General features: G+C 46.4%; 25 protein-coding genes and 1 riboswitch. Of the genes, 10 read left to right on the top strand and 15 right to left on the bottom strand.

Annotation, left to right across the window (positions count from 1 at the left end; all coding sequences use genetic code 11):
- Positions 1-49 precede the first annotated feature (49 nt).
- Complete coding sequence (locus tag A4U59_RS09025) at positions 50-583, top strand: gamma carbonic anhydrase (protein WP_070120581.1); 534 nt, start codon at positions 50-52, stop codon at positions 581-583.
- Between the two features lie 10 nt (positions 584-593).
- On the opposite strand, the gene A4U59_RS09030 is transcribed toward A4U59_RS09025, so the two are convergent.
- Together A4U59_RS09030 and metK are read right to left on the bottom strand one after the other, a co-directional pair.
- Positions 594-1,100 carry a GNAT family N-acetyltransferase gene (locus tag A4U59_RS09030; RefSeq protein ID WP_070120582.1) on the bottom strand — a complete coding sequence of 169 codons (507 nt, stop codon included), beginning with the start codon at positions 1,098-1,100 and terminating at the stop codon, positions 594-596.
- Positions 1,101-2,314: 1,214 nt separating this feature from the next.
- Positions 2,315-3,517 carry a methionine adenosyltransferase gene (gene metK / locus A4U59_RS09035; RefSeq protein ID WP_070120583.1) on the bottom strand — a complete coding sequence of 401 codons (1,203 nt, stop codon included), beginning with the start codon at positions 3,515-3,517 and terminating at the stop codon, positions 2,315-2,317.
- A gap of 259 nt (positions 3,518-3,776) precedes the next feature.
- Positions 3,777-3,884: riboswitch (SAM riboswitch) on the bottom strand.
- Positions 3,885-4,554: 670 nt separating this feature from the next.
- Between metK and pckA the strand changes: the two genes are divergently transcribed.
- Complete coding sequence (gene pckA / locus A4U59_RS09040; RefSeq protein ID WP_070120584.1) at positions 4,555-6,138, top strand: phosphoenolpyruvate carboxykinase (ATP); 1,584 nt, start codon at positions 4,555-4,557, stop codon at positions 6,136-6,138.
- A gap of 109 nt (positions 6,139-6,247) precedes the next feature.
- Here the strand turns inward: pckA and A4U59_RS09045 are convergent, their stop codons facing one another.
- Both A4U59_RS09045 and A4U59_RS21735 read right to left on the bottom strand, forming a co-directional pair.
- Positions 6,248-7,051, bottom strand: coding sequence for an alpha/beta hydrolase family protein (locus A4U59_RS09045; protein ID WP_070120585.1), 804 nt, complete (start codon positions 7,049-7,051; stop codon positions 6,248-6,250).
- A 162-nt stretch (positions 7,052-7,213) separates the two neighbouring features.
- Positions 7,214-7,549, bottom strand: a complete 336-nt coding sequence (locus A4U59_RS21735; RefSeq protein ID WP_169823942.1) for a hypothetical protein — start codon at positions 7,547-7,549, stop codon at positions 7,214-7,216.
- 33 nt (positions 7,550-7,582) lie between these two features.
- Here A4U59_RS21735 and A4U59_RS09055 point away from each other — a divergent pair, with 33 nt between their 5' ends.
- From A4U59_RS09055 to A4U59_RS22000, 4 genes are all read left to right on the top strand, one after another.
- Positions 7,583-8,575: an ABC transporter substrate-binding protein gene (locus A4U59_RS09055; protein ID WP_070120587.1), complete on the top strand. Its 993-nt coding sequence runs from the start codon at positions 7,583-7,585 to the stop codon at positions 8,573-8,575.
- A 15-nt stretch (positions 8,576-8,590) separates the two neighbouring features.
- On the top strand, positions 8,591-9,364 hold the full coding sequence (locus A4U59_RS09060) for an ABC transporter ATP-binding protein (RefSeq protein WP_070120588.1): 774 nt from the start codon (positions 8,591-8,593) through the stop codon (positions 9,362-9,364).
- A 34-nt stretch (positions 9,365-9,398) separates the two neighbouring features.
- The gene (locus A4U59_RS09065; protein ID WP_425388894.1) at positions 9,399-10,157 is read left to right on the top strand and encodes an ABC transporter permease; all 759 of its coding nucleotides are present in this window, start codon (positions 9,399-9,401) and stop codon (positions 10,155-10,157) included.
- Positions 10,158-10,478: 321 nt separating this feature from the next.
- Entirely contained in the window at positions 10,479-10,715 is a 237-nt protein-coding gene (locus A4U59_RS22000) for a hypothetical protein (RefSeq protein WP_211274917.1), read from the top strand.
- Between the two features lie 253 nt (positions 10,716-10,968).
- Here A4U59_RS22000 and A4U59_RS09070 read toward each other — a convergent pair whose 3' ends face one another.
- The 7 genes from A4U59_RS09070 to A4U59_RS09100 form a co-directional block, all read right to left on the bottom strand.
- A complete protein-coding gene (locus tag A4U59_RS09070) occupies positions 10,969-11,712 on the bottom strand; it encodes an ABC transporter ATP-binding protein (RefSeq protein ID WP_106406314.1) in 744 nt (247 codons plus the stop codon).
- Positions 11,709-12,407 carry an ABC transporter permease gene (locus A4U59_RS09075; RefSeq protein ID WP_070120591.1) on the bottom strand — a complete coding sequence of 233 codons (699 nt, stop codon included), beginning with the start codon at positions 12,405-12,407 and terminating at the stop codon, positions 11,709-11,711. Before A4U59_RS09075 ends, A4U59_RS09070 begins: the two co-directional genes overlap by 4 nt.
- A gap of 88 nt (positions 12,408-12,495) precedes the next feature.
- Positions 12,496-13,365 (bottom strand): ABC transporter substrate-binding protein, encoded by an 870-nt coding sequence (locus A4U59_RS09080; protein WP_245680531.1) that lies wholly within the window; start codon positions 13,363-13,365, stop codon positions 12,496-12,498.
- On the bottom strand, positions 13,366-14,295 hold the full coding sequence (locus A4U59_RS09085; protein ID WP_070120592.1) for a helix-turn-helix transcriptional regulator: 930 nt from the start codon (positions 14,293-14,295) through the stop codon (positions 13,366-13,368).
- A 529-nt stretch (positions 14,296-14,824) separates the two neighbouring features.
- Positions 14,825-15,298, bottom strand: a complete 474-nt coding sequence (gene ytkD / locus A4U59_RS09090; protein WP_070120593.1) for an RNA deprotection pyrophosphohydrolase — start codon at positions 15,296-15,298, stop codon at positions 14,825-14,827.
- An 85-nt stretch (positions 15,299-15,383) separates the two neighbouring features.
- Positions 15,384-15,926, bottom strand: a complete 543-nt coding sequence (locus tag A4U59_RS09095) for a hypothetical protein (RefSeq protein WP_070120594.1) — start codon at positions 15,924-15,926, stop codon at positions 15,384-15,386.
- Positions 15,927-16,529: 603 nt separating this feature from the next.
- Positions 16,530-17,243, bottom strand: coding sequence for a hypothetical protein (locus A4U59_RS09100; protein WP_070120595.1), 714 nt, complete (start codon positions 17,241-17,243; stop codon positions 16,530-16,532).
- Positions 17,244-17,353: 110 nt separating this feature from the next.
- Here A4U59_RS09100 and A4U59_RS09105 point away from each other — a divergent pair, with 110 nt between their 5' ends.
- Entirely contained in the window at positions 17,354-17,992 is a 639-nt protein-coding gene (locus A4U59_RS09105) for a DNA-3-methyladenine glycosylase (protein ID WP_070120596.1), read from the top strand.
- 42 nt (positions 17,993-18,034) lie between these two features.
- On the opposite strand, the gene A4U59_RS09110 is transcribed toward A4U59_RS09105, so the two are convergent.
- Entirely contained in the window at positions 18,035-18,367 is a 333-nt protein-coding gene (locus A4U59_RS09110) for a hydrolase (protein WP_211274918.1), read from the bottom strand.
- A gap of 217 nt (positions 18,368-18,584) precedes the next feature.
- Here A4U59_RS09110 and A4U59_RS09115 point away from each other — a divergent pair, with 217 nt between their 5' ends.
- The gene (locus A4U59_RS09115) at positions 18,585-18,830 is read left to right on the top strand and encodes a DUF6154 family protein (RefSeq protein ID WP_070120598.1); all 246 of its coding nucleotides are present in this window, start codon (positions 18,585-18,587) and stop codon (positions 18,828-18,830) included.
- Positions 18,831-19,458: 628 nt separating this feature from the next.
- Here the strand turns inward: A4U59_RS09115 and ltaE are convergent.
- On the bottom strand, positions 19,459-20,481 hold the full coding sequence (gene ltaE / locus A4U59_RS09120; protein ID WP_070120599.1) for a low-specificity L-threonine aldolase: 1,023 nt from the start codon (positions 20,479-20,481) through the stop codon (positions 19,459-19,461).
- Between the two features lie 242 nt (positions 20,482-20,723).
- On the opposite strand from ltaE, the gene A4U59_RS09125 reads away from it, so the two are divergent.
- Positions 20,724-21,206: a sigma-70 family RNA polymerase sigma factor gene (locus A4U59_RS09125; protein ID WP_169823943.1), complete on the top strand. Its 483-nt coding sequence runs from the start codon at positions 20,724-20,726 to the stop codon at positions 21,204-21,206.
- A 108-nt stretch (positions 21,207-21,314) separates the two neighbouring features.
- Positions 21,315-21,476: a YtzI protein gene (gene ytzI / locus A4U59_RS09130; RefSeq protein WP_070120601.1), complete on the top strand. Its 162-nt coding sequence runs from the start codon at positions 21,315-21,317 to the stop codon at positions 21,474-21,476.
- 141 nt (positions 21,477-21,617) lie between these two features.
- Here ytzI and A4U59_RS09135 read toward each other — a convergent pair whose 3' ends face one another.
- Complete coding sequence (locus A4U59_RS09135) at positions 21,618-22,730, bottom strand: radical SAM/SPASM domain-containing protein (protein ID WP_211274919.1); 1,113 nt, start codon at positions 22,728-22,730, stop codon at positions 21,618-21,620.
- 261 nt (positions 22,731-22,991) lie between these two features.
- Positions 22,992-23,189: a hypothetical protein gene (locus A4U59_RS09140; RefSeq protein ID WP_070120602.1), complete on the bottom strand. Its 198-nt coding sequence runs from the start codon at positions 23,187-23,189 to the stop codon at positions 22,992-22,994.
- Positions 23,190-23,473: the final 284 nt, after the last annotated feature.

Raw genomic sequence — 23,473 nt, forward strand, 5'->3', positions numbered from 1 at the left:
TATATTTTAACGTTGTAATTAAGAATGATTTTGAAAGGCAGGAACTGAAATGATTTACAGCTATAAAGGGAAAACTCCGCAGATCTCCAACAGTGCCTATATCGCTGATTATGTCACAATCAGCGGCGATGTATCAATCGGCAAGGATTCAAGTATCTGGTTTAACACATCCATCCGCGGCGATGTCGCCCCGACCATCATCGGGAACGGGGTGAATGTCCAGGACAATTGCGTACTCCACCAGAGCCCGGGCAACCCGCTTATCCTTGAAGACGGCGTTACTGTCGGGCACCAGGTCATTCTCCATAGCTCCATTATCCGGAAGCACGCCCTCATCGGCATGGGGTCAATCGTCCTGGACGGCGCCGAAATCGGGAAAGGGGCTTTCATTGGAGCCGGCAGCCTTGTTCCGCCAGGCAAGAAGATCCCGCCCAATTCACTTGCATATGGACGTCCGGCGAAGGTTGTAAGGGAATTGAACGAGGAGGATCTGGAAGATATGGCGAGGATCCGCAGAGAATACATGGAAAAAGGCCATTATTATAAAAAACTTACCCCCATCGAGCCAAAGGATGATAACTAAAACGGCATTGTCAAATGGCAATGCCGTCCAGTGCTTTTTCCAATACTAATAATTCCCCGGTCAGCACAAAGAAATCATCTTTTTGACGTTTCGTTTCACTGAAGCCGGCTTTCCTGTAGAAAGCAAGGCCCCGCTGATTGCGGACTTCAACACAAACGCGCAGCGGCCCTTTTTTAACCGTCTGCATAACAGCCGCAAGCAGCTCGGTGCCGATCTTTTGCCGCTGGAATTCCGGCAGCACATAAAGCCGTAAAATTTCCCAGCCCGCCTCACGCTTGATGATTTCCATTATTCCTGTAATCGATCCGTCTTCTTCCGAAACAAGGAAATGGTGATTCTCGGATGATTCACTCTCTGAAATGGATTTCAGCAAGTTATCATAGGCATATACCGTTTCCATGAATTCTTCGGTTTCTTCCTTTGTATAAAACGTCCCATACGTATCCATCCAGCTTTTAACGGCAACTGTACGGACCGCTTGAGCATCCTTGCTTGTTGCAGGTCTAATTATCATCATAGCCTTCCCCCTGTTTTGTAATAATCCCTTTGTAAAAGATGCAAGGCTTGATCGCCAAATCATATGTCAGAAATCGAACAGCTTCCAGATGCCAATCAGGCATATTCCAGCAGCTGAATTTTCTTACTATTTATTCAATTATAAAACAGCAGGAAAGGAAAAGAAACGTGTGATTTCATTACAGTCACTTTTTGGCTTGATTTAAACAGGGTTTCGAGCCAAACAATTTCGCATGCATTCTCTGTGGGCGCGTGACGCGCCGTATAACGCCAAACGGCTTTTCGGTGTCGGCCCAGTGAGCGGGTTTCACGCCGTTTCTCCCGGTTTTTGAGCCAAATCTGCCGCTTTTCTTGCCAACTCCTTCAAATTTCACGCCACAACTGTTCGCTTTCACGCCATACGGGTGGTTTCACGCCATTCAAACGAATTTTCGCGCCATAGGAGCGGGTTTTCGCGCCGACCGGCTTTACGCTACGTCCAGGGTGCGGCTTTCGCGCCGTCTCTCCCGGTTTTCGCGCCAAATCTGCCGCTTTTCTTGCCACCTCTTTCAAATTTCACGCCACAACTGCTCGCTTTGGACGCCATACGGGTGGTTTCACGCCATTCAAACGAATTTTCGCGCCATAGGAGCGGGTTTTCGCGCCGACCGGCTTTACGCTACATCCAGGGTGCGGCTTTCGCGCCGTTTCTCCTGGTTTTCGAGCCAAATCTGCCGCTTTTCTTGCCAACTCCTTCAAAATTCACGCCACAACTGTTCGCTTTCACGCCATACGGGTGATTTCACGCCATTCAAACGAATTTTCGCGCCATAGGAGCGGGTTTTCGCGCCGACCGGCTTTACGCTACATCCAGGGTGCGGCTTTCGCGCCGTTTCTCCCGGTTTTCGCGCCAAACCGATTACGTTTCACGCCGATATAGCCCGCTTTCACGCCACTTGGTTTGTTTCACGCCGTTCAAGCATTATTTCGCGCCAAAAAGCTGCGCGCTCAGGCCCTCTGACCGGATTTCTCCCCAAACAGCTCCGCGAACAGACCCCATGAATTACACCTCACACTAAAGGAAAGAAATTTTCCGACTGGCCTTAAGTGGGTAATCTCTAAAAAAAGCTCAGAACCGCTAATTAAAACGATTCTGAGCCTTTATTATTGTTCAGGATTCTCTACAGAATGAACTGCTTAAAAGATTCAGCAGTGATTTTAACACTATCCAAACACTTATTCAGCAGAAGCGAGTTCCTTCAGCGCGCCGGCTTTATCGGCTTTTTCCCACGGAACATCGATATCCGTACGGCCGAAATGACCGTATGCCGCTGTCTGTTTGTAAATCGGTTTTCTCAGGTCAAGCATTTTAATGATGCCTGCCGGACGTAAATCAAATGTCTGGCGGACCATTTCCACCAGTTTCTCTTCAGAAACTTTTCCTGTTCCGAACGTATCAATTGAGATGGAAACAGGCTGGGCAACACCGATGGCGTAAGCAAGCTGCACCTCGCATTTGTCAGCAAGGTCTGCAGCTACGATATTCTTGGCGACATAACGGGCCGCATATGCTGCGGAACGGTCCACTTTTGTCGGATCCTTACCGGAAAAGGCCCCTCCGCCATGGCGGGCATAGCCTCCATACGTATCGACAATGATTTTTCGTCCAGTCAAACCGGCGTCACCGAGCGGACCGCCGATGACGAACCGGCCTGTCGGGTTGATGAAAAATTTCGTGTCTTCATCAATCAGGTTTTCAGGAACAATCGGCTTGATGATATATTCTTTGATATTCCGCTGAATCTGTTCAAGCGAAACTTCCGGATGGTGCTGTGTCGAAATGACGATAGTATCAATCCTGACAGGATTGTCATTTTCATCATATTCCACCGTCACCTGTGTCTTTCCATCAGGGCGTAAGTATGGGAGGATTTCTTCTTTGCGGACTTCTGTCAGCCTGCGGGCAAGCTTGTGCGCGAGTGAAATCGGCAAAGGCATCAGTTCCTCTGTTTCCCTTGTGGCGTACCCGAACATCAAGCCCTGGTCGCCGGCTCCGATTGCTTCTATTTCGGCATCTGTCATTTGCCCTTCCCTTGCCTCAAGAGCCTTATCAACGCCCATCGCAATATCGGGGGACTGCTCATCGATAGATGTCAAAACTGCACAAGTTTCCGCATCAAATCCGTATTTTGCCCGTGTATATCCGATTCCTTTTACGGTTTCACGCACAAGCTTCGGAATATCCACGTATGTCGAAGTGGTAATTTCACCTGTTACAAGGACAAGCCCTGTATTTACTGTTGTTTCACAGGCGACACGTGCATTCGGGTCGCTCTTTAAAATTGCATCAAGAATGGCGTCTGAAATCTGGTCACAAATTTTATCGGGATGCCCTTCTGTCACCGATTCAGACGTAAACAAACGGCGGGTTTTTGTCATGGAACACTAGTACCTCCTTAAATAAAGACTGCTGATTGATACGGTACTCATTTCCCTAAAGGGATTATAAATTAACTTCCTCTTTGGCCTCTTGATGCCTGAAAGAGTCCTGTCAGCGGCAATAACAGGCAAATGATCCCCCCTTGCAGCAATTAACTCCGCTGCCCGGCAGGTTGCTATACTTCCAAAGCCTAAAGATGGGCTGAAAGTATAAAAAAACCTTCCCGTTTGAGGAAAGGTTTTACGCTCTTGCCTTTCGCTCTTATCGATCAAGGCTGTCCGCCTTGCTCAGGTTAGCACCTTTTCACATAGGGTGACGGTTGCCGGGTTTCGTTGGGCCTGTCCCTCCACCAGCTCGGGATAAGAGTATCCGTTCGCGTGCTATCATAACGCATTGGTCGAACCATGTCAATAAAACCGTCATGAACATCCGGACGTTTCAGGCAGTTTCCTCGTTTATTGTGTGAATAATATAAACATCCATTCCTTCTATTATCGTTATATTCCTTTCTTACGGTGTCTGCTTATAACCAAACTTATTCAATTTTACAGGTAACAGGCTGCCATTGTTCACGCCTGACACAGCCCTTTTCATCCGTTTCCTTCACAAACTTTTCATTCCCTGTGGCCAGCAAAATTCAAATGTATTTCAGTTCCTGAATCTGTACAAAGTAATGCCAACAGCTTACCTAAGGCACAGTAAGTGCATTTGTATCATATTGATACATAAACGTATTGAAAGGGATTTCAATATTAGAACACATTTTCCTTTTAAAGAGAAAAACTTGAAAATTTTTATAAAAAATTGCAAAATAAGTGTTTTCTGATGAAGAGACGGGCATATATAAGTATATTTTTCAGGTAAGCAACTTGTTTAGTGTAGACTGAAAAAATAAATGTGTTATACTATTTTTAGCATATCGAATCAAGTGTAAAACTCGGTCATTTATCCCTATGGGACCAAAGATTTTACACCTTCTGTTCCACAGCGGAGTCTCATAAGGAATCTCATATTATGAAGAAAGAAGGTTTGTGTAATGAACTCAGTAGATCTTACAACCGGCCTGGCCGCCATCCTGAATGGCAATAATGTCCGGCATAACCTATCCGTACCAGAATTGACTGAAAAGGCGCTTCTCCGCAATGAAGGGGTTTTGACATCAACCGGAGCACTCAGGGCTACAACCGGAAAATATACCGGGCGCTCCCCTAAAGATAAATTTATTGTAGAAGAAGCCTCCACAAAAGATAAAATAAATTGGGGACCGGTGAACCAGCCGATTTCCGCGAGTGTATTTGAAGCGCTTTACGACAAAGTCCTTACTTATTTGAAAGAACAGCAGGAATTGTTTGTATTCAAAGGTTTCGCCGGTGCTGACAAACGTTACCGCCTGCCTATCCAGGTTGTAAACGAGTATGCATGGCATAACCTGTTTGCCCGACAGCTTTTCATCCGCCCGAACGAAGAGGATCTCAGGGATCATGAAGCCGAATTCACGGTGATTTCCGCACCTGGCTTCAAAGCTGATCCTGCGGTGGATGGGACGAATTCCGAAACATTCATCATCATTTCCTTCGAGAAACGTATCGTATTGATTGGCGGAACCGAATATGCCGGCGAGATTAAAAAGTCGATTTTCTCCGTGATGAATTATATTCTTCCTGAACGCGGTACCCTGTCTATGCATTGTTCAGCGAACGTAGGCCAGGAAGGAGATGTCGCCCTGTTCTTCGGTCTTTCCGGTACAGGGAAAACGACTCTTTCTGCAGACCCGAACCGGCGCCTTATCGGCGACGATGAGCACGGCTGGTCCGAGAACGGCATTTTTAACATTGAAGGCGGCTGCTATGCAAAATGCATCAATTTATCGCAAGAAAAAGAGCCTCAAATCTGGGATGCCATCCGTTATGGATCCGTGCTTGAAAATGTCATACTCGATGACCATTCTCGTGTAGCCGACTATGACAATACAACATTGACTGAAAATACAAGGGCGGCATATCCGATTGATGCCATAGATAATATCGTCATTCCGAGTGTCGCAGGACATCCGAACACCATTATTTTCCTGACGGCCGATGCATTCGGCGTCCTCCCTCCTATCAGCCGGCTGACGAAGGAACAGGCAATGTATCACTTCCTGAGCGGATATACTAGCAAACTTGCCGGAACTGAACGCGGGGTCACTTCTCCTGAAGCAACCTTCTCAACATGCTTCGGGTCGCCGTTCCTGCCTCTTCCTGCACACGTATATGCTGAAATGCTCGGAGAAAAAATTGATCAGCATAACGTCCAGGTCTTCCTCGTGAATACAGGCTGGACCGGTGGTGAGTACGGAGTTGGAAGCCGCATGAACCTTCCTTATACACGGGCAATGGTCCAGGCAGCGCTAGAAGGCGAACTGAACTCTGTAGAAACAGTGACAGACCCGATTTTCGGCCTGCAAATGCCCGTCCATTGTCCTGGTGTACCTGATGAGGTACTTCAGCCGCGTAAAACATGGAGCGACGAATCAGCCTATGTGAAAAAAGCGGAAGAACTTGCGAGGCAGTTCAAAGAGAACTTCACCAAATTTGACAATGTTTCACCTGAAATCAAAAATGCAGGTCCGAACCTGTAAAACAAAACGAAGAAGCAGCTTCCGAAAGGGAGCTGCTTTTGTGTGTTTCAGAAGTGTCCGGGTAGAGAGCGCCAAAGTTCCCGCCTTCTTCTTCATCCCGATTTTTTTGTTACCGGCCGCGCTGCTTAAGCCTCCTCCTTTTCATCCACCGGCATGCCTTTTCCGTTACTTCCCTGTTCAGCCGGGGAGGAAAATAATGATCCTGCTGGGGAAAAATCCACGATTCAACCGGCTTCCTTTCTTTTTTCATTGCGTCTTCAAGAAGATATGCATGTTCAACCGAGACATTTTCATCTTTCTTTCCATGAATAATCAAAACATCAGCGTCCATCCCGGTCAGTTTCAATAACGGGTTCCTGCCGGCATAGTTTCCGGCCGCTTTCCACGGCGTACCGCCGATTACCCTTTTCATCATCCTTCTTAAATCAACTCGCTCTTTATAAGTGAGCGCCACATCAGAAACGCCACCCCATGTGATAACTGAAGCAGCTTTTTGAGATAATATAGCGGTCCAAAGCGCCATGACCCCGCCCCTTGAAAATCCAAATAAATGAATTCGGTCCGAATCGGCCACCGGCAGGTTTCTGAGGACTTCCAGGCCGTTGACCGCATCCCAGCGGTCTCTGCCGGCAAAGTCTTCGTTTCCTTCTCCGCCGCGGTTTCCGCGATAAAAAGGCGCAAATACGACAAATCCTTCCGAAGCAAACTGTATAACCCGCGCTATCCGCACCATTCCGACATTTTTGATGCCGCCCCGCAAGTAAAGAATCGCTGGATATACCTTATTTTCCACCGGCACCGCCAGATACCCTTTAACTTTCAGCCCTTCACTTATATACGTTGTTTCATAAAGCCGGATGTTCGGATTGGGGGACGGAAATGGCCGTTTCTCTATGATTTGTCCATTTTTCATTTCTGCCCCTCCTCTCAAAAAGGCTTGAATTTAAACCCCGGTGTCCATTCTCTACCCTGCCGCAAAAATTTTCATTCATCTTTGCGGCTCGCCTGAAAATGCACCCTCACTAGTGCCTGGTTCAGTGTTAACCGGTGCTGGAAATTAGTGACAGGTGTTCAGTCAAGTATCCGCAAGGGAAATCAACTTGCCTTCCGGCGGCATACGGGCAAGCCTCCCCGCCTTCACTTTTCTTAATAGACAGTTGATTGGTCCGCGGCTTCGAGACTCCTGCGGGAGTTTAAAGACAGATGAGATCTCAGCAGGAGAGCCAGCTATGATTCTATGCGTTTCCACGTCCTGGGGCAACGCATAGGCAAGCACATTATGTTTAAGTGCGGAAGAGCCAATGCTCACAGTTAACAATTTTTCAAAAACAACACAACCTTCGATAATAATGGGCTTTTTAAAAGGAACTGGGCAGATACACACTTTTCCTTCTCCGACATACTGTATCATATATGGTTAATTTTTCACCGGGGAGGAAAACACATGCATCCATTTTTCAAGTTGGGTTTGGTACTCGCGGCTATCGGTCTATTGATGGGTCTTACAGCCTGCGGAGCAAACCAAAATGACAGCGTCCGAGTGGCAGAAGTAACCCACTCCATTTTTTACGCCCCGCAATACGTTGCGCTCTCAGAAGGTTTCTTTGAAGAAGAAAACCTGGAAATCGACCTGAAAACGACGTGGGGCGGAGACAAAACGATGACAGCCCTTCTTTCAGGAGGAGCTGATGTTGCATTGGTCGGTGCCGAAACAACTCTTTATGTGAAGGCACAGGGATCAAATGACCCGGCTGTGAATTTTGCTCAGCTTACACAGACTGACGGCACATTTCTTGTCTCACGTGAAAAAATGGACTCTTTTAGTTGGGAGGACCTGAAAGGAACAACTTTCCTTGGCCAGCGGAAAGGCGGCATGCCGCAAATGGTTGGTGAATATGTCCTGAAAAAGCACGGAATCGATCCCCATTACGATATGGAATTGATCCAAAATATCGATTTTGCGAATATCGCAAATGCTTTTGCTTCAGGAAAAGGTGACTACGTCCAGCTGTTCGAACCGACAGCCAGCATTTTTGAGCAGGAAGGTAAAGGGCATATCGTCGCTTCCTTCGGTGAGGAATCCGGCCACGTCCCTTACACAGTTTTCATGGCAAAGAAAAGCTACTTGAATGAAAACAGAGGTGTTATTGAACGTTTTACAAAAGCCGTTCATAAAGCACAGAAGTGGGTTGAAGAACACAGTGCAGCTGAAATCGCAGAATCCATTGCCCCGTATTTTGAAGATACGCCGAAAGAGTTGATCGAAACCGTTGTCGACCGTTATAAAAGCCAGGGATCCTATGCCACTGATCCGATTCTTGATGAAGAAGAATGGAATAACTTGAAGTCCATCATGGAAGAGGCTGGGGAACTCCCTGCCGATATCGGGCATAGTGAGCTTGTAAACAATGAATTCGCAGAAAAAGCGATGAAATAACCGGGAGGACTTTTTATGAGTTTCCTGACACTTGAGGGCATCCACCACACTTATTTTTCCAAAACATCCGTTACAACCGCGATCGATGAGGTTTCTCTTGCAGTTGAGGAAGGTGAATTTGTGTCATTTCTCGGCCCAAGCGGCTGCGGAAAAACAACTTTACTTTCCATCATCGCCGGATTGCTGATGCCGACGTGCGGAAAGGCGGCAATCAACGGCAAGACGGTGCAGCGGCCAGATGGAGAAATAGGCTATATGCTGCAGCAAGATTATTTATTCCCCTGGAAAACGATTGCTGAAAATATATTTCTAGGCTTAAAAACGATGAATAAGCTGAACGAAGACACAAAAGAGCGGAGCCTGCGCCTGCTTGAAGACATGGGCCTGGGAAATGTGGAACAGCAATATCCCGACGAGCTGTCAGGAGGCATGCGGCAGCGTGTCGCTCTCGTACGTACACTTGCGGTCAATCCGAAGTTGCTCCTTTTAGATGAACCGTTTTCAGCACTGGACTATCAGACAAAGCTTAAACTTGAGGACCTTGTTTTAGCCACGTTGAAAGAGTACAACAAGACGGCGCTTCTTGTCACACATGATATCGGCGAGGCGATTGCCATGAGCGACCGGATCTATTTATTAAAAGGAGAACCTGGTGCCATCGCCAGAATATTCGAGGTGCCGGCAGAACTGCGTAACAAAAGGCCGTTTCTCGCAAGACAGGATGAAAGGTTTTCGGCACTTTTCCAAACGATATGGAAGGAGCTGGAGAGCCTTGAACAAACAAGTTGATATTGAAAAACGCCATGCTGACTATTTAAAAGGGATAAAAACCACCAAAACAAAGGTTCTGACCTGGCAGTCCGCCCTCTTTCTCGCCTTTTTCACATCGTGGGAGGCCGCCAGCAGGCTCACCTGGATCGATCCGTTAATTTTCAGTGCGCCTTCAAAGATCTGGGGAATGTTTTGGGTGAAGCTGGCAGACGGGTCACTTCTCACCCATTTATCGGTCACTTTATTTGAAACGGTTCTCGGATTCTTGCTCGGGACACTGCTTGGCACACTGCTTGCCGCCTTACTCTGGTGGTCACCGTTTCTATCAGATGTACTGGACCCTTACCTTGTCATTTTGAATGCGATGCCGAAAGTGGCACTTGGCCCAATACTAATCGTCGCTCTAGGTCCCGGGTTTGTATCCATTATTGCAATGGGCACCGTCATTTCCGTAATCATTACAACCCTGGTTATATACAGTGCATTCAAAGAAACTGATGACAACTATATCAAGGTCATGCAAACATTCGGTGCCACGAAACGCCAGGTATTCCATGAAGCTGTGCTGCCGGCTTCATTCCCGGCGATTATTTCCACCTTGAAAGTGAATGTCGGGCTTTCATGGGTCGGTGTCATTGTCGGCGAATTCCTGGTTTCGGCCGAAGGGCTCGGGTATATGATCATTTACGGCTTCCAGGTTTTCAATTTTACATTGGTTCTTCTGAGCCTGCTGCTGATTGCCGTTTTCGCAACACTGATGTACCAGGCAGTCGAATGGCTGGAAGCTAAGCTGATAAAAAGGTCCGGATAACTATGGATATATATATAAATCCCGGCCGGTTTTCCGGGCGGGATTTGGCATTTTTATGATTAGGCAGGGTTCCATGTTATATGTTATACGTTATGTTATCAAGAATGCTTTTTCTGATTCTATCGCGTTCGGTTGAGTTTTGCCCGCAAAATAAAACACATAGCATAGAAAAACACTATGAATGTAAAAAGTATAGGCGTTTCTTTTGATTGGCAATCAATCGCTTTTACAACTGGTTTCTGTAAAAGGCAAGAATAAAGAAGTAGTGTCACCTTACTATCGGAGTATGAATTCTTATACTAGTTTGCATTTATTTTATTAATGGCTGTGTTTGATGTTACACATTGTTGGGCGGTTTTCAGCTCCGTTTCGTATCTCAAATCGGTCCTGAGCGCATTTACAGGGACGATTCCTCATGATTCGTACCTCTATTCGATTGGTGAAGGTATGCGAGACACCTTGAAAACACACCGTATTTTCTCATCCGGTGAAAATTCGAAGAGCTTTTTCAATGTTCCGCGGAGCAGCGGGTCAGGTGAGACCCAGCAGCAGGGGTAGCAATATAATGAGACTTACCGTCCGCCTCGCGGCAAAGAAACAGAGCCTATTAATAAAAATGAGCAGCCCAATTCTATTGCTAATGGGACTGCTGTTTGTTGTACCAGTTACTGTTTTGGACTCAGAAAACAGTACCCGATAATCAACACCAGGGCGTTCAACAGCAGTATTATGCTGTATTTCCGCTCAATCACGCTGGCAAACAGCCCTATTGCGGTGAAATCGGCTTTCCTCCAAATCGGCATTCCTCATCTTAGGGGGCAAGCGGAGCCATCCACCCTTCCAAAAACTCATGGAAACCTTCGGGAACATTTTTCACACCATCAAGCGGCAATTCCGTCTTCTTAATCATTTTTCCGCCATAAACCATCGCCACATGGCCGCATAAATAACTGATTTCCTGATGGTCATGGCTGATGAACAAAGTGGTTGTTCCTGTCTCCTTTAAAATTTGTTTAAAGTCCTGGAGCAGTTTCTTCCTTGTCGGGAGGTCCAATGCCGAGAAAGGCTCGTCCAAAAAAAGCACCCTGGGATCGGTGACAAACGCACGGGCAAGTGAAACGCGCTGTGACTCGCCGCCGGACAGCGTCCTTGCATGCCTGCCGGCAAGATGTCCCACGCCAAAACGCTCAAGCCAATACACTACCTTTCCTTTTACATCCTGTTTCCGCACTTTTCGGAAGGAAAGCGGAGCAGCCACATTTTTAAATACGGTTGTATCCATCATGAGCGGATGCTGAAACACGACAGCCGTTTGCCGCCTCGTTTCGATTGTGATGTTCCCTGGGAAAACCTCACGTCCGCTTAATGATATGGAGCCGGCATCAGGGTCCTCCAGCATCGCCATCACTTTCATCAGAGTGCTTTTGCCCGCACCGTTCGGGCCGATGATACCGGTCACTTCTCCTTCTTTTACCGTTAATTCAGGCACTTCAAGAATCGTGCGGCCGTTTTTAGCTAATCGAACATTCTTCATTTCAATAACAGGCTGCATCATTCTTTCACCTCACGCTGCTGCATCATCGTCAATCCGAGAGTCACAAAATAAGCAAGCAGTAACAGGATGACCGAAAGACCGATGGCCACCTCGGTATTCCCTTTATTGACTTCCATAACGGTTGCAGTCGTCAACACCCGCGAATAATCTTTTATGTTCCCTCCGACCATCATTGAAGCACCCACTTCCGAAACAACTGCACCGAAGCCGGCGATGACAGCAGCAAGCAGGGAGTATCGTGCCTCACGCAAAGCCAGGAGCAGCATTTGCACACGTGTTGCGCCAAGCGCCCTCATTTGCAAAAGCAGGCGGTCGTCGATTTGCATGATGGCAGCACTTGTAAGTCCGATAACAATCGGGGAGGCAATGACTGCCTGGGCAATTACAATTGCAGTGGGTGTATATATCAAATTCATAAAACCAAGCGGGCCGTTCCGGGCCAGCAGCAAAAACACCCATAACCCGATGACGACCGGCGGAAAGCCCATGGCCGTATTGATGACACTGAGTATGAATTTCCGGCCTGGAAACCGCACCCAGGCAAGTATCACGCCAAGCGGGACACCGATGACCAAGCTGATCAAGGTTGCTGTTCCGGACACCTTCAATGTCAGCCAGGTAATACTGAAGATTTCCGGGTCACCGGTAAATATCATGCGCAGGGCTTCTAAAAGTCCGCGATATATCATATCCATGCTGATTCCTCCGGTCCATTGATGCGGATACTCAGTGCTGCGAAACTGGAAAGCTCACAGCACTTATGTGCCGGCATCAAGTCGACTTTTATTTTACATCCGGAAAGAACAGCGGCTGGCCGTACTGTTCAATGCCGAATTGTTCAATCGTATCCTGTGCTTCTTTGGAAACCATAAAATCCACAAAAGCTTCTGCAGCTTCGCTGTTGATTTTGTCCGATTTTTTCGAATTCACCTGCATGACATGGTATATGTTTTTCAAGCTTTCATCACCTTCAACAAGGATTTCCATTGATAACTCATCATGGAGTGCCAGATAAGTAGCACGGTCAGTAAGCGTGTAACCGCTTTTTTCAGATGCCACTCTTATCGTTCCGCCCATTCCCTGTCCTGTTTCCTGATACCATTTCCCTCCAGGCTGCAATTCCGCCTCTTCCCATAAAGACTTTTCTTTTTTATGGGTCCCGGAATCATCGCCCCGTGAAACAAAAACAGACTCTGAATCGGCAATCATCTTCAATGCTTCACCAGGGCTTTTCGCACCTTTGATGCCGGCCGGATCCTCCCCCGGGCCTGCGATGACAAAATCATTGTGCATGACAAGCTGATAGTTTGTGACATCACCGTTATCCACCAGTACCTGTTCAGAGTCCGGAGCATGTGTCAATAGCGCATCTGCTTCTCCGTTTTCTCCCATCTCAAGTGCTTTCCCGGTACCTACCGCAATTGTTTTGACCATATATCCATTCTGTTCTTCAAACATAGGCACAAGCTTGTCCAATAGGCCGCTGTCCTGGGTGCTCGTTGTTGTGGCAAGGATGAAACTTGATTTAGGTTGTTCCGCAGCAGCATTTTCTTTTCCCCCGCCATCTGCTTCCTGAATGGACTGAACGTTTCCGCATGCCGTAAGCAGTGCCGTTAACATGGCACCAATCAGAAATAAAAATGATTTTTTCAATTAATTGACCTCCTCAATGACTGAAGCGATCCCGGTTACATCATATCCACCCAGTTTGTTGATCCCTTCCTGTAACTCATCGGATTGCAGAATTTGTTTTATCGACAGCCACTGCTCACTCTTGTAAAACTCTTCCCTCATGACAAAGTCATACCTTTCCTTGATAAGCGGCACAAAGCCAAGTCCTCTTTTCCGAGCAGCGCTTTCAGTACCTAATCCCGCGTCAGCTTCACCTCTCAAAACGGCAGAGGCAAGATCGGTATGTGTCTGTTCAACATTTTCATAACCTCTGATGGAACGGCGGTCAATTCCCATTTTTTTCAGATGGAAATCAAGCAGAAGGCGGGTCCCGGCCCCTTTTTGCCTATTCACAAACACCAAATCGGCTCGGTTAAGATCCTTCCAGCCCTGCAAATGTTTGGGGTTTCCTTCAGGCACGATCCAGCCGATATTCCTCTTTACAAACTGCACGACATAAACCGGCTGTCCCGCAAACATCCTTCTGATAATAGGCGTATTATATTCACCCGTTTCCTCATCAAGCAGGTGGCAGCCGACAATATCAGCTTTCTCGAAATACATGCTGAGCAGGCCTTCCATACTGCCGACAAAGGCAGGAAGAATCAATGTACCTTCTCCTCGCTCTTTCATATAGCGGATGACAAGGTCTACTGAAAGGTCATGACTGCCAATAAAAAGCACTGGAGGCGCCAGCCGGCCAGCCCCCTGTGCACGAGAATATTCATCTTCCGCTTCAGGCACGCCATGCTGTTTGCCGAGAAAGACATCAAGGTCCTCAGGATTAAACCGCATCTTCCGGCCAATTCTTGTAACCGGAAGCTCCCCGCGCTTCACTATTTCATATACGGTATACTTTGAAATTTTCAGCATGTCAGCAACATCTTCCGGAGTCAAGAAAGGTTTCGCCATGGATAAACACTCCTTTTATGTACCTGCACTCTAAGTTTACTGTCTGCATTATACGCGGTCAATCCATTTCGTTATGTTTTGTTTAGTTTAATTGGTTTTTGTTTAGTTTTATCTATTTTATTCATGTTTTGTTTGGTTAAATATATTCTGTTGATGCTTTCTCATACTATTTAAGCGCCCTTTCCGCAAGGTAAAGAACAAATGCACAAGGCTCCCGCATAGCGGCGTACCGCATAAGCAGGGCTGTACCAGGAAGGGCGCTTTTTCCCTTCTTGGGGCGGCAATGCTTATGACGATAGCCGCCAGGGCTCGCAGCCGGACAATTCGAAATGCGGAGAGCCCTTGCTCAGCGGCGTACGCATAAGCAGGGCTGTACCAGGAAGGGCGCTTTTTCCCTTCTTGGGGCGGCAATGCTTATGACGATAGCCGCTAGGGCTCGCAGCCGGACATTGATCTTCCTTAAAACTTTCTTACCTATAAAAAAAGGCTCCTGCCGTTAATCCATCGGCAGGAGCCTTTTCAACACTATTCAAATAAGGTTGTGTTCATGAATATACTTCATACTTTCAACCAATATCTTATCTTTCATCATAAAACTGAATTCTTTGCGGCTGCGGATATTATCCGGCAGGCTAGTGACCAGAACAGGACCTTCCGTTTCCAGGTAGTCCGTTTTTTTTCGGACTTCCCGGATCCGGGCAAAATAAGTGTTTTTCACAACTGTTGCATCTTTTCCTGACACTTCATACTGCCCGATATAGTTGAGCTCTTCCACAATTCCGCCAGTTTCTTCGAATACCTCTCTTACAGCTGCCTCTTCAGGCGTTTCCCCGGGTTCTACTTTACCGCCCGGAAACTCGATTCCCCTGTTTCGATGGCGTGTCAGCAGCCATTGATTATGAAATTTGCAGATGACCCAAACATGCCGGGGATCATCCGAGAACGGCTGCTCCGAAAACGAGAATTTCACTGTATTGTCATAGTAATCCTGAAAAGTAATCATAGCCATAACTCCAACTTTTGTAGTGTCTTGTGATTTCATCCTTCTATCGGATTACTTATGAATTCCATTACCGTCCCTTTCGAGATTAACGGTGGATAATATTACTGATGATCCACTTGCCGTTTTCGTAAGTGAATTCCACTGTTATGCTGTAGGATCCATAGAGATCGGAAGTGTTCTCCTGATAAAGCTCATATTTTTTTGAGTCAATTTTTTTCAGTTCGTATGGATTGTCTTTTTCAAACCAGGGCGGAAGTTCTGTCGGAACGATATATAAACCGCCGTCCCTCTCTTCATAATAAAAATCCACATATGTTTTTGCAACCTCAAGTTTAGAAATGCTGCCGAAGTCATTTAGAAGTTCTTGTTTAGACTGATATTTCTTAACCATATACTGTTCGTCTGTATCCTGTACAAGCTTATCGATGAATGCGGTTAATAATGTTTCGGCTTGATCCTCTGTAAAGGCTGCTTGTTCCTTATTCTCTGTTGCTTGCGCTACCTGGGTTTCAGGAAATAAATGACCGAACGGCGCTTTTGCCGTTGACTCCGGAAACATGAATAATCCCCCTGCCGCTATGAAAAGTGCGGCTGTCATTGCAGGCAACCATTTTCTTGTTGTTTTCATGCTGATCTCCCCCTGTTTGCTGTTTGTGCCTACTTCCTGTATTCCCATGAAAAGGAAGTAGTTAAACCTGTTATATGTACAAATTTACGGACTGCCCTTCACCCGTTCCCATCCAGGGCTCTATAGATATAGACGGAATCCCGTCCCTGTATGTTTCAAAATCCCAACATTTTCTTGGAAGTTTTTTGAACGGAGGCACCGGCTCATTTCCAACCGCTTTGTACTTGATGTGGGAATCAGCGTTCTTTATGTTAACATGCAAAGTATTGAAACGGCGGCCTTAAGATTGTTGATCTGCTGATTCACAGCATTGGCTCACCAATCATTTTGAACGAAAATCAGGGATAAGCCGCAAAAAGCCAGTTCCGGATCGAGAGGATAGGCATGGAGTCCAGAATATACAGAGGGATAACGATCTAGCGGGGTATATGGCGGGAAGCTGGCTATACACATTGCTGTCTCATCGCACTCCATCCGTTCTTTTAGAGCAAAGAATGATGGATTACAACAAATCCCCAGCCGCTTGCCAAGGCTGGAAAAACACCCGCTCAGGTATCTTTTTAATATTCGTCCGTGACCGACGCCGTTGACACAGCATGCTTTTTATTGCACATTGACCGCCCGGTTCAGCGACTGAATATCTTTGACAGCATCCACATATTTTTGATAATCGCCTTCCTGTGAAGCCTCAGCAAGCAATGTGGAGGTCCCTGAGGCATAATCTTGCAAGGCCCGGCTAAAACCCGACATATCATGAATTTGCTTCATTACCCGAAATTTTTCGGCTGCATCGTTCTGAAATACCTCTTTTTCATTTCCGTTAAGCATTAAGCGTGCCGTGATTCCCTGCTTATAAAACGCCCTGGTGATTTTCTTTTTCTCACCATTCATATAGACGGCATGTGAACTGATTTCTTTCACAGCCCTGCGAATGAAAGGACGGATCTGGGCCGCTTCGAGCTGTCCATTCCGCGGCGGCTGACGAAGGATTCCTGCCCTGTCTATAACTGCTCCATTTTCATAGACCGCTTCATTGCCGTTTCTGACTTCAACCAACCTCTCTCTTGGATAAGAAGGGATGCCGTTTACCGATTCCCTGTTGAACGTTTCATTTATTGCCTGCAGCTGGCTCCCGATCACCTGCTGTTCATATATGGAGGAAAAATCCGTTTCATTTTCAGCCCTGCCTTTTTCAAACATTTTCACCTCTTTTATACCAGCCGGGCCGGTTTCATTTTCATAAGCCTGCTGTCCGCAGCCGGCAGCTAAACTTAAAAGCACTGCAGTTAAAAGTCCCTTTACCGTATTTTTGTTCATTTCCCTTCACCTGCTTTCTTCGCGTTTTTATGATAGTTTGAAATCAGCCGGCAGGTTTTATTCACATAAAGGGTACATTAAAAGAACATCGTACGCGAAGGAGTGTTGTTATGCATTTCTTTGAACAGCCGACCCTTCAGCTGGCCCGCAGCCTGCTCGGGAAGACATTGATCCATAAGACAGATGAAGGAGTAACTTCGGGACGGATTGTTGAAACAGAAGCGTATATGGGGCCTGAAGACAAAGGTGCCCATTCATTTGGAAACAGAAAAACAGACCGGACAAAGGTGATGTACGAAAGAGCCGGCCTTGCGTATTTGTTCAGGATTTATGGAATGCACCTTTGTTTTAATGTAGTCAGCGGCCCTCCCGGAAAACCGGAAGCAATATTGATCAGGGCGCTAGAACCCGTTGACGGTCTTCGTCTGATGGCTAAACGGCGAGGCATGGAACTTACGGATGAAGAAGGGGCATTGCCCGCCCGGAAACTCGCCAATCTGACAAATGGGCCGGGCAAACTTTCAATGGCACTTGGATTGAGCATGGATTTGTATGGAAATGATCTCACTACTCCGCCGCTGTGGATTGATTTCACCGCTGGCCAGCCAGATGCCCGGCAAATCGTTGAAGGGCCCAGAATCAATATCGATTACGCAGAAGAGTATACTGCTGTACCCTGGAGATTCTGGATAAAAGATAATCCGTTCGTTTCAAAAGTGGCAAGAAAATATACTGCGCACCTGGATTAAAATAAGCAGGCGGATTAATCGCCCGCCTGCTTGTGTCCAGATTCAGAAAGGAGAATCTTCGGCTCTGTTTTCCAAGACCCCGATGCTTTCAATATGCTGCTTCGTTTCCGGTTTCCCCAGTTTGTGGATCATTCCGTAGATTGCCCTCAGCCGCTCGTCATATCCATCGTTTTCACGGTCGAGATGATACTCAAGGTATGGAAGGTGGGCCCTGATAAAAGCACCCCAGTCTTTTGACGTCCTTCCATCGAATAAATCCTGCAGCAAAGTTATATCCTCTTCAGTCGCTTCAATTTCAAAATCGTAGGGCGTCGCCGTTTGTATCGGAAGGATATCGCCGCTGCCGATTGCGACATAATACGTTTGTTTTTCCATCATTCCAGCTCCTTTTCATAAAGGTCTGATGGTTTTAATCTGTTACAACCACCTTGAAAATATACAGCGTCCGGCTTCGGCGTGATTTTCATTTCACTTATCCAAACCGTATCCCTTTTTTTATTGCTGAAAGCGGGTATACTGAACGTAAAAGCCCTTGATATGTATTGTTTTGGATATAGATGCGCCGGGTATGACCTATTTTAGGAGGGATAAAGTGAAATTAGTCGATGATCTTTTCAATAGATACCGCTACCATCTTTCAGGTGATGAAGAGGATGCCAACATCATCACATTTGCAGTCCTCGAACAAATGGACAGAGACGACTTGCTGGATCTTATAGAAGAAATGGATGAACAGGAATTATACGATATGGTAGGCCTTTATATGCTCGAGACGTTAAAGCAGAAAATGGGAGCACGCGAATTGGAAAGCTCAATGCTTTTCAGACGGCTCCATTAAGAACATCAGCACCACACGTGTCCAATTAAACTCAACCGGTATTCGGTATGAAAGCCGTATACTATTTCGGACTCAGTACAGCGAATCTGCCACGATTCTTTTATCCATAAAAAAACCGCCGCTTATTACGGTAGAGTGGTTCAGTTATTGTGGAGAAAACTTGAAATACCGCACTTAGTAAAAATTGAATCAACAGGTTAAATCGCACAATATACAGTACAAAAAGCTCAGAACACTGAGCTTTTTGTATAAGAAGTTATTCGAATAAAGCATCCTTTAATGGAAGTAAATCCTGCTCCTAAAATTGCATTTTAGGACTGGGAGTCGATTTCCGCTGCTGGGACTCACTTTCACTACATGCACAAGTGCGACATCCATTCCTGCTTCCATAGGAGAGAGACGGAAAATGGTCTGGGTTTGAGGGCAGAGCACTGAATTACTGTTCAGTGCCTGAATTGTCGGCTTTCTCTCATTTATAGGCATGGAAATCGGGATTCCATACCTATATTTTGGTCATTCAGCTGTTTATAGGCACTGAGCCAAGGATGTTCCCGGGGCGCCTGCGGAATACGGCTGCCTGGACTCAAAAACAGTGCCTGTTGACTTTACGGCAAGGTTTTTTGTCTTATTAAGCCATCATATTCTTTATAATTTCGATTGTCTTATCAATATCCGTGCGGTTCACATCATAATGGGTGGTAAGCCGGACTGTGTAAGGGCCAAAGCCACCGGAAAGCACCCCTTCGCTTTTCAGCTTTTCAACAAAATCCGAAGACGTCATACCGGCTTCTTTCACATTGATGAGGACAATGTTCGTCTCCACGTCGTTTTCAATTTCAAGACCTTCTATTTCGGCTATTCCACGGGCTAAAACCGCAGCATTTTCATGGTCTTCTGTCAGCCGTTCCGTCATTTCCGTGAGAGCGACAAGGCCGGGAGCGGCTATAACTCCGACCTGACGAAGCCCGCCGCCAAGCCGCTTCCGCCATTTTCTCGCCTCTTCAATAAATGAACGGCTCCCTGCAATGATTGAACCGACAGGAGCACCGAGACCTTTGGAAAGGCAAAACTGGACCGTATCCGTATATTGGGCAATTTTCTTTACAGGGACATCAAGAGCCGCCGCTGCGTTAAAAAGTCTTGCCCCATCCAAATGGATCGGAATGGTGTGTTTCCCTGCGATATGTTTTATTGCCTCCATATTTGCAAGCGGTACAACTGCACCTCCAGCCCGGTTATGGGTATTTTCCAGCAAAATCAAACCGGTTTCCGGCATATGTATATCTTCAGGCCGAATGGCCGCTTCCACTTCTGCCGGATCCATCGCTCCTTTTTCACCATTGATTGTCCGCGGCTGAACACCTGCGAATGCTGAAATGGCAGCCCCTTCATAATAAAAAATGTGGGATTCCGCTTCGAGGATCACTTCGTCAGCTGGCCGGCAATGGGTCAATACTGCAATTTGGTTCCCCTGTGTACCGCTTGTAACAAATAGTGCTGCCTCTTTTCCAAGCATTTCTGCCGCTTTCTCTTCCAGTTTTATGACAGTTGGATCTTCACCATACACATCATCTCCGACCTCGGCCTCATAGCTGGCCCTGCGCATGTTTTCAGTCGGTTTTGTAACTGTATCACTTCGTAAATCAATCACTCATAGTCCCCCTTAATCCACTTTTATTCAAGTATATCAGGAAAAAGAAATGCTGTAATGGACATAATAGCCCGCATGCCCCCCTCTATCTGCTCCTCTTCCTTCGCACTACCGGCATTTCCGCATCAATAGGGTTCTGCTCTGGCTATTCGCATGGATGAAGTCCTGACTCACATCCATTATATTGCAGAGGAACCGGTTACTAAACAGGATGCGCGTCCGGAGAGGCTTGTTCAGTGAAAATGGATAAAATGTTAATTCAGTATGAACCTATTGTAAAAAAGCAGCTTATCTCCTTAAATAACGATTTTCACCGGGATGATTTGTATCAGGTCGGAATGATCGGACTCTGGGAGGCAATCGAACGTTTTGACGAGGAGAAAGGATCATTTGGTGCTTACGCGATAAAAACCGTCAGAGGGAAGATGCTCACTTATTTGAAAAAGCAGACAGCCCAGCAATATGCAATTGAAAAGGTGAAGGCCTTTGGTACCGAAATGCTATCCACCGATACACCCGAGATATGGATGGAGAACCAGTATGACTTTTTCCCATGGGACCTTTTATCAGAAAAAGAAATATTTTGGGTCACTCATCATGTTTTCCTCGGCTATTCCCGAAAAGAAATCATGCTCATGACCGGTGTTACAGCATCCGCATATAATGGCTGGCGCAGACAAGCGCTGAAAAAACTGAAAAAACACTACGCAGGCTCACTGCAATAACACCCGCATCTGTCCTTTCATTAGAAGACAAAGGTTGTGTAGTATAATAAGAAGTGAACAAAGACAGACAACCATGCTTTCGGGCATTTTTAGAGGAGTGGTATTCAGATGATGAAAATTTTGATTATATCCATTATTGTCGTAATCGTTATTCTTCTCCTTAGTGTACTTGCCATTTCCAAAGGGTATCAGTACAAACATACAGTGGATGAAATGCCGGCCGAGTATCCCGGCGAAAAAGAAAACGATGAAGAATCGAGCAGAAAATAGTAAAAAGGCGGAAAGTGCTGAATCACTTTCCGCCTTTTTTATAAATGTCTCTCGTAAACGGCGCTCTTGATTTCCTGGTGCCAGCAGATATCGTCATAAGCGTATTTTCCTTTAGAAGAAAACGGCACCTTGGTTACTTCTCTATTCAGTACGCAATTTTTGCGGAGTATAGACACAATACGGCTCTTCAGACATATAGCTGCCTGTTTCATAGTAAGCTCGAGCGCGGCAGCCTGAACAGACATTGATGAATTCACAAACACCGCATTTCCCCTCGAGTTCTTCGTTGTTTCTCAGTTTCATGAACACAGGGGAGCCGTTCCAGATCTCAGCAAAACTTTGTTCCGCAAGATCCCCTGCCTGCACAGGGAGATAGCCGCATGGCTGCACCTTTCCCTTATGGGAGATGAAGCTTACACCCGTTCCGGCAAGGCATCCTTTCGTCATTGCGGCCATACCGTGTGTTTTCGCAGTTATGCGATCGCCTGCTTCCGCCGCCTTTTGTCTCATGATGCGGTAATAGTGCGGCGCGCAGGTTGCGCGGATTTCAAATGGCACTTCGCGTGACCGGTCATAAAACCATCCGAGCACTTCTTCGTATTGTTCGGCCGGAAGCATCTGGCTCTCCGTGATCTGGATGCCGCAGCCAACGGGAACGAGCATGAACAGGTGCAGCGCATCGACATTCTGGGCGCGGGCAAGCTGGACGGTATCTTCCACATACTCAATATTATGTTTTGTGATTGTCGTATTGAACTGGAGTTCGATGCCCTGTTCCTTAACGTAAGAAGCTCCGCGTAATGCTGCCTCATAGGCGCCCGGTATTCCTCGGAATTTATCATGGATGTCGGCTGTCGGGCCATCAAGGCTGATTGCAACCCTTCGTATCCCTGCATCTTTTATTTTCTTTGCGATCTCTCTTGTAATTAATGTTCCATTTGAAGCGAGGGCTGTTGTGATTCCAAGCTTATTCGCATAGTCCGCAATTTCGAAAAAATCAGGCCGATACAGCGGTTCTCCCCCCGTAAGCACCAGTATCGGATCGGCAAATTCTGCAATCTGTTCAAGAATGCTAAAAGCCTGCTCCGTCGTCAACTCTTCCTTATTACGCTGAGGCTGGGCAGTCGCCCGGCAATGCACACATTTTAAGTTGCATCCTTCTGTAAGTTCCCAAAAAATGAGGCGCGGCATATAATCCTTTTGGCCGGCTTCTACAGTTGACGGCCGTTCTTGCAAAACTGCTCCGGGTGTCATTGTCACACTAATTCCCCCTATGGATGGATTGAATATAATGATTAAAAACGTTATATCAGCACTTAATACTCTAACTTCAACTATAGCAACCCGGCTGCCGGTTTTCTGGAATTGACCGGTGACAATTCCGAATGTTCTGTGACAGCAGACCGAAAACACGCTGAGCCATGATAAAAAAAGGCCTCGCGCCGGAAACGGAGCAAGGCAATGACACAGAAGAACATTTTACCTTTTCTCAAGCCCCTGCTCTTCTGGACATCTTTAATGGATATCGATCAATTCAGACTTGACCCGTTCAAATGCTTGATCTAAAAACGAAATTTCTTCAACCTTCATGTCAGGTTCATCAATTGTACTCACAATTTCCTCACGGAGCATGTCGTAACAGTGCCTGACAGGCTGCTGAAGCATAACCGTTTCGCGTAGTTTATTTGTGTAATATTCCGTACCGTGTATCATAACTGAATAGCCTCTTTTCATCTGTTTTTCCACTCTAGGGCAGATGCCTTTCCAAAACATTCCTTCTAATTGTTTTATGACACCTTAACTATACAGCAGCAGCCTTCCTGGTATATCGCCAAACTTTGACGATTTTCTTACTTTACTATATCGATAAAGAAAGCCCGCCGATTTGCGAGCCTTCAAGCAAAGTTGCCCTATCTAAATTGCCGCAGCGTTGCAACACTTCTTGCTGGAAAGTTATCTATGCGATAAAAAAAGAGAAAAACCCTTTGGGTTTTTCT

The organism is Bacillus marinisedimentorum (assembly GCF_001644195.2).
GTDB lineage: Bacteria > Bacillota > Bacilli > Bacillales > Bacillaceae_O > Bacillus_BL > Bacillus_BL marinisedimentorum.

Excerpts from the sequence above, each read along its gene's own strand:
- A4U59_RS09025 (WP_070120581.1), top strand. The coding sequence starts at position 50 with ATGATTTACAGCTATAAAGGGAAAACTCCGCAGATCTCCAACAGTGCC.
- A4U59_RS09030 (WP_070120582.1), bottom strand. The coding sequence starts at position 1,100 with ATGATGATAATTAGACCTGCAACAAGCAAGGATGCTCAAGCGGTCCGT.
- metK (WP_070120583.1), bottom strand. The coding sequence starts at position 3,517 with ATGACAAAAACCCGCCGTTTGTTTACGTCTGAATCGGTGACAGAAGGG.
- pckA (WP_070120584.1), top strand. The coding sequence starts at position 4,555 with ATGAACTCAGTAGATCTTACAACCGGCCTGGCCGCCATCCTGAATGGC.
- A4U59_RS09045 (WP_070120585.1), bottom strand. The coding sequence starts at position 7,051 with ATGAAAAATGGACAAATCATAGAGAAACGGCCATTTCCGTCCCCCAAT.
- A4U59_RS21735 (WP_169823942.1), bottom strand. The coding sequence starts at position 7,549 with ATGATACAGTATGTCGGAGAAGGAAAAGTGTGTATCTGCCCAGTTCCT.
- A4U59_RS09055 (WP_070120587.1), top strand. The coding sequence starts at position 7,583 with ATGCATCCATTTTTCAAGTTGGGTTTGGTACTCGCGGCTATCGGTCTA.
- A4U59_RS09060 (WP_070120588.1), top strand. The coding sequence starts at position 8,591 with ATGAGTTTCCTGACACTTGAGGGCATCCACCACACTTATTTTTCCAAA.
- A4U59_RS22000 (WP_211274917.1), top strand. The coding sequence starts at position 10,479 with ATGGCTGTGTTTGATGTTACACATTGTTGGGCGGTTTTCAGCTCCGTT.
- A4U59_RS09070 (WP_106406314.1), bottom strand. The coding sequence starts at position 11,712 with ATGATGCAGCCTGTTATTGAAATGAAGAATGTTCGATTAGCTAAAAAC.
- A4U59_RS09075 (WP_070120591.1), bottom strand. The coding sequence starts at position 12,407 with ATGGATATGATATATCGCGGACTTTTAGAAGCCCTGCGCATGATATTT.
- A4U59_RS09085 (WP_070120592.1), bottom strand. The coding sequence starts at position 14,295 with ATGGCGAAACCTTTCTTGACTCCGGAAGATGTTGCTGACATGCTGAAA.
- ytkD (WP_070120593.1), bottom strand. The coding sequence starts at position 15,298 with ATGATTACTTTTCAGGATTACTATGACAATACAGTGAAATTCTCGTTT.
- A4U59_RS09095 (WP_070120594.1), bottom strand. The coding sequence starts at position 15,926 with ATGAAAACAACAAGAAAATGGTTGCCTGCAATGACAGCCGCACTTTTC.
- A4U59_RS09100 (WP_070120595.1), bottom strand. The coding sequence starts at position 17,243 with ATGAACAAAAATACGGTAAAGGGACTTTTAACTGCAGTGCTTTTAAGT.
- A4U59_RS09105 (WP_070120596.1), top strand. The coding sequence starts at position 17,354 with ATGCATTTCTTTGAACAGCCGACCCTTCAGCTGGCCCGCAGCCTGCTC.
- A4U59_RS09110 (WP_211274918.1), bottom strand. The coding sequence starts at position 18,367 with ATGGAAAAACAAACGTATTATGTCGCAATCGGCAGCGGCGATATCCTT.
- A4U59_RS09125 (WP_169823943.1), top strand. The coding sequence starts at position 20,724 with ATGGATAAAATGTTAATTCAGTATGAACCTATTGTAAAAAAGCAGCTT.
- ytzI (WP_070120601.1), top strand. The coding sequence starts at position 21,315 with ATGATGAAAATTTTGATTATATCCATTATTGTCGTAATCGTTATTCTT.
- A4U59_RS09135 (WP_211274919.1), bottom strand. The coding sequence starts at position 22,730 with ATGACACCCGGAGCAGTTTTGCAAGAACGGCCGTCAACTGTAGAAGCC.
- A4U59_RS09140 (WP_070120602.1), bottom strand. The coding sequence starts at position 23,189 with ATGATACACGGTACGGAATATTACACAAATAAACTACGCGAAACGGTT.